Below are 9,441 nucleotides of genomic sequence, written 5' to 3' on the forward strand. Positions count from 1 at the left end.
TGGCTTTGGCGGTGAAGTCCGGGGTGGTCGGCTCAGGCAAGTCCGCGATGATCGCGCTGACGCCTTGCAGGGCGAGCTCGACCGTGCGCGCCATGGTCGGTGCGTGAATGGAGTCGGTGAACACCTCGGTCGCCTCGTCACTACCAGCCGCAGGGACGGCCGCTGCTGTTCGCTCGCCCTGCAAGGCGTCAGCGCGATCATCGCGGACTTGCCTGAGCCGACCACCCCGGACTTCACCGCCAAAGCCACTGCCATCCTGGCTGATCTGCGCAGGCTCGAGGGCCTGGCGTTGACTGCGGCGCGCCAACCCACGGGGGGCCCTGCGGCCATGAAGGCGTTGAGCCGTGTGCGGCGCACCTACAACGATGTGATGATGCGCGCCGCCGGCTCGCCGTCGGCGACGTTGGGGCAGCGGCTTTACGGCGCCCGCCACCAGGCGGAGCTGAGCCTGGAAGAGGCGGCCATCGGCTCCGGACTGCCCGCCTCAGCCCTTGAAGACGCTGAAGCCGAACGCCCCGTAACGCCCGATGTCACCGACGCTATCGAGCGCCTCATCGCCGACCTGATAGACAGATAACCGATCACGATGTGAGCGAACGATCGATGGCTCCGCTGACGGGGAGCCGCGCGCGTCTTGGCTGTCGTCAGAAGACGTGACTGTGGGGAGCCGCGATCACGAAGCCATGGGTTTGTGGACCGCTGTTGTCGGCACCGATGGCCTTCGGCGCGTTGAGCCTGCACACCAGATCCGCCGATCGCGGCACCCCGCAGACCAGCGATTGGGTGTTCGAGAACGCCCAGAACACGATTTTGTGCCCCGCTGGCAGCAGGACCGGTGCCTGGCCCGTGGTGTCGCCGAAGAAACGTTCGGGCGGGGTGGGCAGAAACCGCGCCGGCCCGTTGGCCTGGGCGTAGACCGTGGGCAGTGTCACTACCCGGGTCCCCGCCGGCGCCCCGGGCAGATCACCCGCGCACGTCACGTCGTGCATCACCTTGACCACGGTCTTTTTGCACAGCAGGCCACTAGGGGTGGTGAACAGCAGATCAGGTAGTGCCGTGAGGTCGCGGGCCTGTTTGGGCAGTGGCCCGCTGTCGTCGATCAGTGCATCAATGTCATCGGGCGCTGCGGTCGCATGCAGGGGCAGACCGACCAACGCCGGCCAGGCAAACGCCAGCCCGATCAATATGAACGATCGTTTCGCAGCAACATCTTTGAGCCGGGTTCTCGGCGCGTGAAAGATGTTGGTGTTCTTCATTTTAATTGGGTGATTTCGGCCAGCGAGACCCACAGGTATGGGCCGGCCGGGTTGATGACGATCCCGCTGTGGCCTTGCGCGCGAGCCATGTTCACCACTTGTTCGACCGTGAGGGGCCCCGCCGCATCAGCGGGGCTCCAAGCCAGAACTTCTGGGCCGCTGGTGAAGCCGAAGATGCTCGAGCTGCCGTCGGGATGTGTGGTGTTGCGAACGGCGATGTGCCCGTCGCCTTGGGACTCGTCGGCGGCGATCGCCAACGGTCCGTTCTGGCGCACCACGTCGACGACGGTGTGCCTGTCGATCTTGCCGGCAGCGTGATCGGCCAGCGCCCGTTTGAGCGGCTCGTTATTCGGATTGCGCAAGGCGAAATCGATTTCGGCGGCCGACAATGCACAGGTGGGGCCGGCGGGGTCGATATAGAGCCAGTCGTTGCCTTGGCTTTGGGCCAGCTCCAGGGCCCCGGTAGCCGACTGCACCAATGACTGCGTGCGCGCACCCGGCGGGTGCAGGCGGGCGATCTCCTCATGACGGGTATAAGCGAACAGCGCCGACCCTTTGCCGTGGGGGCCTGTGCCGCCGCGGATTTGGAGGCGAGACCCGGCCGCGAACGGTGTTTGGCCGGTAAATGCATCGGATCCGGTGATGTCGAAAAGCACCTCACCGAACATGCACAGACGGAGCACCTCGAGCGCCCCGCGCTGGTTGGGTTGTGCGGCGAAGGCGGCGACGGCTTGTCGCAGCGCCACATTGTCGACCAGGGTGGCGCGGTTTCCGTTGTCCTCGGTTGCCATTGCCATACGGATTCCCCTGACTGCACAGATAGCGTGATTCAACGATGGCCTGGTTCTTAACGCGCGTGCGCTGCAGCCTGAACGCGGCGCGCGGTGTCTCGTTGGCGGTTTAGTGGATTTGGTTGCCAAGTTTGGTCACCAGCGCGGTGTTGAGGTAGGTGGTGGCTGCTGGGCCGCCGGCGTTGAGGGCGGCGATTGTGGCGGGGTCATCGACGATGACGAGCGTGCCGCCGAAACTGCTGTATTTGGCGGGCAGGCCGCCGTATCCGCCGCCGCCGGCGCCCGGGTCGGTGCGCAGCAGCAGCATGACGTCGCTGCGTTGAGCGATGTAGTCGACGTCGTCGATGTTGAACGGGACGGTTGGTGGGCCGCCGGGGGCGCGTTTGTAGTGGGTGTTGTAGGTGAAGCCGATGCTTTCCAGGTAGCTGCTCGGCGGTGATGGGACCGCCGCCGCGGTGGTGTTGGTCCCGGTGTAGTTGACCGCGACGATGGATTTGCCGCCGAAACTTCGATGCTCGGAGCGGATCTGGTTCTGCTCGGACTGCGCCTTGTCGACCAAGGTTTTGGCGGTGTCGGTGCGGCCCAGCGCGGTGGCGATCCAGTTCAGTTGGGCCTGCCAGTTCCAGTCTTGGGTGTTGTCGGCGGGTTGGGTCAGCGTGGGGGCGATCGCGGCCAGCGAGTTGTAGGTGGTCTGGTCGATGTTGTCGGTGTCGATGATGAGGTCGGGTTTGGCAGCGGTGATGGCGGCGGTGTCGGCGGCGGCGAAGACAGGTGGGGTGGAATGGATGAGCGGCTGCAGCCAGCTCGGTGTGGTCGCGCCGGGCGCGTTCATCACCACTACAGGGGCGCCGAGTGAGAGCACGGCATCGGGGTCGCCAGCTCCGAGCGCGGCGATGGCCATCGGGCGGTGCTCGATTTTGAGGGTGCCGAATTTGGTGTTCAGGGTCTGCGGTTGGTATGGGCCCAATCCGGTGCTGGTGGTGCCGAACAGGTGAATGCCCACCACTGTCGCTGCGACCAACGCGGCAACCACGATGGTTGCTCCCGCGATCAGCCGGGTGCGGCTGCGGCGCTTGAGTTTAGGACCGGACTCGGTTGGGCGACCGGTCGGGGTTGAGGGGGGCGGCGCGCCCGTGAACGGCTGCGGCGCCGCCCCATTCGCGGATGCTGCGCGGGGATCATAGGCCGGCCACACCGGTGCGGAGCCCGCCGGTAGGGAAGGTCCGGTGGGTGGGTAGGTCAGTGTGGGATTGGTCGGCTGGGAGGGACGAGGCCCGGTGATGGTTGGCGGTGCCGGATTGTTAGTCAGCGCCGCGGTAGTCGCCGCAGCCAGTTCGCCAGCGGTCTGGAAACGATCAGCAGGATTTTTGGCCAGCGCGCGAGCCATCACCTCGTCGATCTGCGGTGGCAGCGTGGGGTTGATGTCGCTGGGGTGCGGAACAGGCCGCATCAGGTGTCCGACCAATATGGCCTCAAGGGACTTGTTGGAGGGGTCCTCATACGGAGTGCGGCTGGTCAGCAGCCGAAACAGGGCACACCCCAGCGAGTAAATGTCGGTGCGGTGATCGGCGAGTCGGCCTTCGATGGTCTCCGGCGCGGCGTAGGCCGCGGTGCCGACCATCGAGCCCGTCGCGGTCAGGGCGGTGGCATCGTCGAGAGCGCGTGCAATGCCGAAGTCCGCCAATAACACTCGTTCACGCTCACTGCCGGGCGCTGCGACGAGGAAGTTGCCGGGTTTGATATCGCGGTGTAAGACGTGCTGCGAGTGGGCGTAGTCGAGTGCGGCGGCGACGTCGGTGATGATGCGCACGATACGGGCCGGGGTGAGGTTGGCGCGGTCCAAATCGTTGGCGGCGGTTCCTTTGACGTATTCCATGGCGATCCACAGGTGCCCGTCGGTTTCGCCTCGGTTGTAGACCCGCACGATGTTCGGATGGTCCAGGCTCGCGGCCAGGTTGGCTTCGCGGATGAAGCGCTCCCTGAATTGGCGGTCTCCGGACAGTTCGCCGGACAGGATTTTCAGCGCCTCGCTGCGGGGCAGCGTCGGGTGGCGGGCCAGATACACCGTGCCCATCCCGCCCTGGCCCAGCACGCCTTCGATGCGGTAGCCGGCGATGATAGTTCCTACATCAAGGGGCATTCAGCGGCTCATTTCCCTGTCAGCATGCGGTATTGGGCGGCCATCATCTGGTGCAGAGCGTGGTCTTGTTCGTTCTGCATCTCGAAGGCGTAGCGGTCGGCGCGGGCCACGCACCAGTAGCCCAGGGTTTCGTTGAAGCATTTCGCCTTGGGCATGCCGCTGATCCCGCCGACCTGGTTGGGCCCGGTCTCATCGGCGACGAGGCGCGCCGCGGAGGCCGTGTCGGGGGTTTGGTAGACCCGGGTTTCAAGGACGTAGGAGACCTGTTGCACGCCAGCGGATTTGAACATCGCCGCCAAGTGGACGGGGTCGCCGGTGGCCAGGTGCAGCGCCCCATGGGCGTCATAGATCCCGTCGCTGATCGACTCGTTTTCTTGGCGGGGGGCCACCGTGTGGGCCATCAACCCATCGGGGTCCAGCGGCAGTTGAGCCATCTGATCCGGCGGGGTCGGCTTGAATTTGTCGACCAGGGGCTGCTGCAAATCCAGTGTGGTGGCGATCAACCCGGCAGCCGTATCGGGTTTGTCAGCCGACGTCGCTGTTTGCGCCAGCACGTATTGCCCGTGTGCGGTCAAGGCGGTCACCGAGAACCGCGGGCCGGGGTCGGGGTATTGCGCTGTCCACTGGTAGGTCAGTGCCGTCGTAGCTGGGTATCGGGGAATCGAAAACGGTTGCGTCGGGAGGGGTTTGGTGTCAAAGGGCATCGTCAGGGCAGCACCTTTGGCTGCCATCGCGGTGATCGCGGCGCTCGCATCAGCCGGGCTGGCCAGTTCCAACACCGTGGTCAGCAGGTCCTTGTAGGGGCCCTTGTCGGTGTGACGGGCGCTGGAAAACCCGGCCAGCAAGTTGTGGCCGTTAAGCGCCTCCCCCAGCGGAGCCCCGAGCAGCGCGTTGACCGCATCGACGTCTTTGACCACGCCGGATTCGATTTGCGCATAGTCGATCAGGTCGGCGTCGACCTCCCACGGGCCCACCACCACGCTGGCCAGGCGGCGCCCTTCGGCCCACCCGCCGCGCAGCGCGTCGCCGGCCACCCCCAACGGGGCGCGGGGGGTGGTGGGGAAGTTCCCAGCATCCAGCAACGCCAGATCCACCATGTCGGGGCTGGCCTCCCCGGGGGCTTTGACCGCACTGCCGGCGATCGTGGTACTGCATGCCACCGTCAGCGCCGCGACCCCGACGGCCGCGGCGCGCAACCACGAACGGATGCGCCCGATCATGGCGCGGTCAGCATCAAGTATTGGGCAGCCATGATCTGATGGGCCTCAACCTCTTGGGCCGCAGTGGCTTTGAACGCGTAGCGCGCCGCGGTGGCGATGCACAAAAACCGCACCGCCCCCAGGTCGGTGATGTCGGGCCCGCGGTCAAAGCAGCGCGCCGAGGGTAAACCGTTGATGCCGGGGGCGGAGTGATAGCCCAGGAACGGCACGTCGATGCGGGCAAGCCCATCAGCGGCGCGCTGGGCGCCGGTGGTATCGACGGCCTCATAGATGGTGGTGCGGTCGACGGCCACGTGGGTGATGCCGCCGTCGTTGAACATCGCCTGGGTGGCCACCGGGTCTGATCGGAAATGTAGCGAGCCGTGCGGGGAGTAGACCCCACCCTGGTTGACGTTTGGATCGGTGGCCGGCACGGTGCGGGCCAGCAGCCCGGTCGGGTCGGCCGGCAAGCCGGCCAGCTGATCGACCGGGGTGGCTTGAAAGTGGTCAGCGGCCGGGCCTTGCAAATCCAGCGTTTTGGCGATCATGTCGGCGACCGCCGCGGAGCTTTCCTTGGATCCGGCGAACTGGAAAAACACGTACGGGCCGTGCGCGCTGAACGCTGAGGCTTCAAAACCCCCGGACAGCGGGGCCACGTAGGCCCACGTGTTGGGATAGTTGGGGATCGCCAGCCGCGTCGCTGGGATATTGCCCGGGCGGATGGTGCCCACATCCGCGGCGGCCATCTCCGCGGCCGCATCCGACGCGTCTTGGGAGCTGGGGAACCGAAACACCCCGTTGTCCAGGATCTTGGGCTTGTCAACGCCGGCCTGCCCCTGTGGCGGTGGCGGGGTGGCGCGCCCACTGACGAAACCGGCCACGAAATGATGCGCGGCGGCGATCGCGGCGATCGAATCCCCACGCACTAGCGCCGACAGCCGTGTGGGCTCGGGAAACGCTGTCGTGGGCGCGATTTCGGCGTTCGTCGGGCTGATCAACGTGGCGTCGATCTGCCACGGTCCGGCCACCATGTCGGCCATCCGCCGGGCCTCGACGCGGCGCCCGGCGGCGTCATCGGCGACGTTGCCCAAGGGGGGCCGGGGCCGGCGCGGATAGTTACCGGGGTCGAGCAGGGCCGCGTTGGCCGCCGCGGGCGCCGGGCCGCCGGACTTGACGGCTACCCCCGTCACCTGGTTCGAGCAGCCGCTGCCCACGACGACCACTACGGCGAGGCTGAGCAGCAGCGGCGATAAGCCCCGGCGCGCGGCGACGATGCTTGTGTGTCGGATCTTCACCGGGCGGCTTTCGCTGATCCGCTCCGGCGCCTGTTGGGCCGTTTGCCCGACCAGCGCCGCAACGCCATGCGGTCGATGAAGATGGCGCTGGCCGCCCGCCGCTCCGAGACAGCCTTGTCGGCCACCGCCATCACCGCGAGTTGGCGCACTCGGGCACCGAGTCGCTTCTCCTGGTCGCGAATGCGGTGCCATTCGGCACCGTCAGCGTCCAGGTCAGCATTGTCGTTGAGATAGTCGATCGCCGCGTCGACCGCGCACTGCTGTAAGTCGGGATTGTCCGGATACAGCAGTGCGGCCTCGCGCGCGACGCGGTGGCAGGCGGTTCCGCGCCGCAGCATCCAGCTGGCGGGCGCGCGCGCTGTTGAGCAGCGTCGCCATCGGCTCAGTCGCCGATTCGTCGCGCACGTCCGATCCCTCCTTTTCTCAGGTCCCGCGGCCGGCCTGTGTGCGCCGGCAACGATGGGAGAATGGTAGCCGCTACTACCAGGGCGTCAGCTGCGATCGCTGATTTTGCCCATCATCGCGCGGGCCACATCGCTGGCTTTCTTGCCCGGCGCGGGCGCCACGTCGCGGAAATAGACCGCCTCGACCTCCACGAGGCAATTGCCCCGCACACCGAGCGCGCGCACCCGCCGCAGTTTCGTGTGCAGGTCCGCCTCTTCCACGGTGGCTTCCACGACCGAGCCGTCGGCATGCACGTCGGTGATCTCATTCTGAAATCCCAAGCCGCTGTCGAGGCGCTGACCGGCGCACCGCGACCACTGCGAACCGAATTTCTCAAACAACGCATTGGCCGCCGCCGCGGTCGGTAACGCGACCACACCCTCGACGAGATCGATCACCGTGGGAAATTCGCCGACATCGGCGGCCCACCACTGTTCGTGAGCAACGTTGACCACCTGCGCATTACGGTAGGCCTCGCCCATGAGGATGTGCGCCAGCGAGGCGCAATCGCTGCGTGAAGCACCCGGCCAGTCCCAGTACATCTCTGCCGGGCCTCCTAACTTCGGCGGCATACTGTCATCGAGTTTGAACGATTGACCGAACACGTGCGACAACTCAGCATCGGTCAGCATCGCCTGCTTGATGACCTCGCCGACCAGCGGCCGCGGTTTGAGGTCCGGCGCCGCGCGCACCGTGCCGCTGACGACGTCAGCGCAACCGGCCACCAGCGTGATCATCGCCGAGGACGCCAGCACCAGGATGAGCCGAAGGCCATTGGGCGCCAAGCGCATCCAAGCCATGGCCGCCCCTCCCTTCTCGCTGGCTTGGTGCTGCTGCTGGTTAGCGGGGGTTGACACGTTCGGCCATCCGGGTCGCGATCTTGAGGCCCTGGTCGGTGCGGTTATTACCGCAGCTGCGTACATCGATGACGATGTTGTTACGCGCGGTCATGGCCCGTTGGCACTGCCATCCCCCCGCACCTTCCTGGGTGTTGATGATGCTGAGCATGCCGTCACGGTTGGCGACCGTGCCCGCCATCCAGATGCTGTCTGGCTGGCCCCGCTCCAGCAGGCGCAAGGTGGCGCCGTTGCATTTCGGCCAGGCCGCAGCCTGCTTGGTCACGAATTCGCTTGCCGCCTTGGCGGTCGTGAAGTAGATCACGGCGCTGTTGTCTAGGTGCTCAACGACTTTCGGGTCCTGCAGCGACTGGGTGCGTATCCCGACCCAACCGGTGCCCTCGAGTTCGGACTCGAGCGCGGGGATTTGGATCGCGCCGCATTCGGGCCGGTCGGTGCTCACGCCGCTGTAGGCCACGTCGTCGCTACCGGCGTCCGGTGTCGGCGCGATGTTCGTCGCACCCTCGATGCTGCTGATAGTCGCCACATCCAGCAGCAGCCCGGGTAGCGCCGACAACGGCACCGTTGCCGCGGGTTGAGGGGTTGGGCTCGGGCTGGCCTGCGTCGAGGACGGGCGGGGGGAGCGAGTCACTGCCACGCTGCCCATGTCATCGGGGCTGCTGGCGACGTTGATCACGATTCCGGTGGCCACTATGGCGACTATGGCCGCGGCGGCGGCGCCGATGCGGGCCCAGAGGGGGAACCGCTGGTGGCGCGGCGCTGCGATCGCAGCAGGGTAGCCCGGGCCAGGGCCCCAGGCAGGCGGGGGTTGCCAGCGGCCGAGGTCTGCGGCAGCCGCGGGGTGGCCGGTGGTGGTGGCGGTGCAGCCGGTGAGCAGCAGGCATAGGGCGGTGGCGGCGAGGATTGCCCAGCGGGCGGTGGCGGTCAGCCGCGATGTACGGGTGCTGTGTTTTGATGCGCTGTTTTCTGGGGTGTATGCGTGCGGTTTTGAGGCGCTCATGGGGCGGTCTCCTTGGCTGGGCCTGGTGGATATGGGTGCAGACGCTACCAACAAAACCACAGCGGCGCAATGTTCGGAATCATTGCGCTCGGTTTTATGCTGTGGTCTAATCCAAAGCATGCATGACAGCACGGCAGCGCCTGAGGGCTTCACCCCTCGGCTTGGACAGGCCCCGGCCGCGACACAGTGGTCCGCCCCGCACCCCGCAACCCCACCTATCCCCGAAGAACAGCAGATGCCCCACCATGCGAACCCACCGCTCCACTTCGCCCAGACTGCCCCGCCATCGGGCAACGCCGCGACGCGCAACGGCAACGGCAACGAGCCTGCTGCGATGCCGCCCACGCGCCCCGGGCCCGGTGAGGAAGTCACCGAGGTGCTGCCGCGGCTGCCGCAGACCTCGGCCGCTGGCAACCCCCGGCGATCCTGCCCCAGCACCTGCCAGACCTGCTGCTCAGC

At 66.7% G+C, this 9,441-nt stretch carries 9 protein-coding genes; 1 reads left to right on the forward strand and 8 read right to left on the reverse strand.

What is annotated here, in order from left to right:
* Nucleotides 1-103: 103 nt before the first annotated feature.
* Nucleotides 104-577 (forward strand): hypothetical protein, encoded by a 474-nt coding sequence (locus A9W96_RS15890; protein WP_067141120.1) that lies wholly within the window; start codon nt 104-106, stop codon nt 575-577.
* Nucleotides 578-644: 67 nt separating this feature from the next.
* On the opposite strand, the gene A9W96_RS15895 is transcribed toward A9W96_RS15890, so the two are convergent.
* The 8 genes from A9W96_RS15895 to A9W96_RS15930 form a co-directional block, all read right to left on the reverse strand.
* Complete coding sequence (locus A9W96_RS15895; protein WP_231999703.1) at nt 645-1,256, reverse strand: hypothetical protein; 612 nt, start codon at nt 1,254-1,256, stop codon at nt 645-647.
* Entirely contained in the window at nt 1,253-2,176 is a 924-nt protein-coding gene (locus tag A9W96_RS15900; RefSeq protein ID WP_231999704.1) for an SseB family protein, read from the reverse strand. Before A9W96_RS15900 ends, A9W96_RS15895 begins: the two co-directional genes overlap by 4 nt.
* A complete protein-coding gene (locus A9W96_RS15905) occupies nt 2,157-4,187 on the reverse strand; it encodes a serine/threonine-protein kinase (RefSeq protein ID WP_067141123.1) in 2,031 nt (676 codons plus the stop codon). The genes A9W96_RS15900 and A9W96_RS15905 overlap by 20 nt, the downstream gene beginning before the upstream one ends.
* Before the next feature lie 8 nt (nt 4,188-4,195).
* Nucleotides 4,196-5,407: a hypothetical protein gene (locus A9W96_RS15910; protein WP_067141126.1), complete on the reverse strand. Its 1,212-nt coding sequence runs from the start codon at nt 5,405-5,407 to the stop codon at nt 4,196-4,198.
* A complete protein-coding gene (locus A9W96_RS15915; protein ID WP_231999705.1) occupies nt 5,404-6,681 on the reverse strand; it encodes a hypothetical protein in 1,278 nt (425 codons plus the stop codon). The genes A9W96_RS15910 and A9W96_RS15915 overlap by 4 nt, the downstream gene beginning before the upstream one ends.
* Nucleotides 6,678-7,019, reverse strand: a complete 342-nt coding sequence (locus tag A9W96_RS15920) for a hypothetical protein (protein ID WP_067141129.1) — start codon at nt 7,017-7,019, stop codon at nt 6,678-6,680. Before A9W96_RS15920 ends, A9W96_RS15915 begins: the two co-directional genes overlap by 4 nt.
* Before the next feature lie 153 nt (nt 7,020-7,172).
* A complete protein-coding gene (locus A9W96_RS15925) occupies nt 7,173-7,916 on the reverse strand; it encodes a sensor domain-containing protein (RefSeq protein ID WP_197499537.1) in 744 nt (247 codons plus the stop codon).
* Between the two features lie 49 nt (nt 7,917-7,965).
* Nucleotides 7,966-8,982, reverse strand: coding sequence for a sensor domain-containing protein (locus tag A9W96_RS15930; protein WP_156765273.1), 1,017 nt, complete (start codon nt 8,980-8,982; stop codon nt 7,966-7,968).
* Nucleotides 8,983-9,441: the final 459 nt, after the last annotated feature.

Source organism: Mycobacterium sp. 1245852.3 (assembly GCF_001669335.1).
Lineage (GTDB): Bacteria > Actinomycetota > Actinomycetes > Mycobacteriales > Mycobacteriaceae > Mycobacterium > Mycobacterium europaeum_A.

Excerpts from the sequence above, each read along its gene's own strand:
- A9W96_RS15910 (WP_067141126.1), bottom strand. The coding sequence starts at position 5,407 with ATGATCGGGCGCATCCGTTCGTGGTTGCGCGCCGCGGCCGTCGGGGTC.
- A9W96_RS15920 (WP_067141129.1), bottom strand. The coding sequence starts at position 7,019 with ATGCTGCGGCGCGGAACCGCCTGCCACCGCGTCGCGCGCGAGGCCGCA.
- A9W96_RS15905 (WP_067141123.1), bottom strand. The coding sequence starts at position 4,187 with ATGCCCCTTGATGTAGGAACTATCATCGCCGGCTACCGCATCGAAGGC.
- A9W96_RS15895 (WP_231999703.1), bottom strand. The coding sequence starts at position 1,256 with ATGAAGAACACCAACATCTTTCACGCGCCGAGAACCCGGCTCAAAGAT.
- A9W96_RS15925 (WP_197499537.1), bottom strand. The coding sequence starts at position 7,916 with ATGCGCTTGGCGCCCAATGGCCTTCGGCTCATCCTGGTGCTGGCGTCC.
- A9W96_RS15930 (WP_156765273.1), bottom strand. The coding sequence starts at position 8,982 with ATGAGCGCCTCAAAACCGCACGCATACACCCCAGAAAACAGCGCATCA.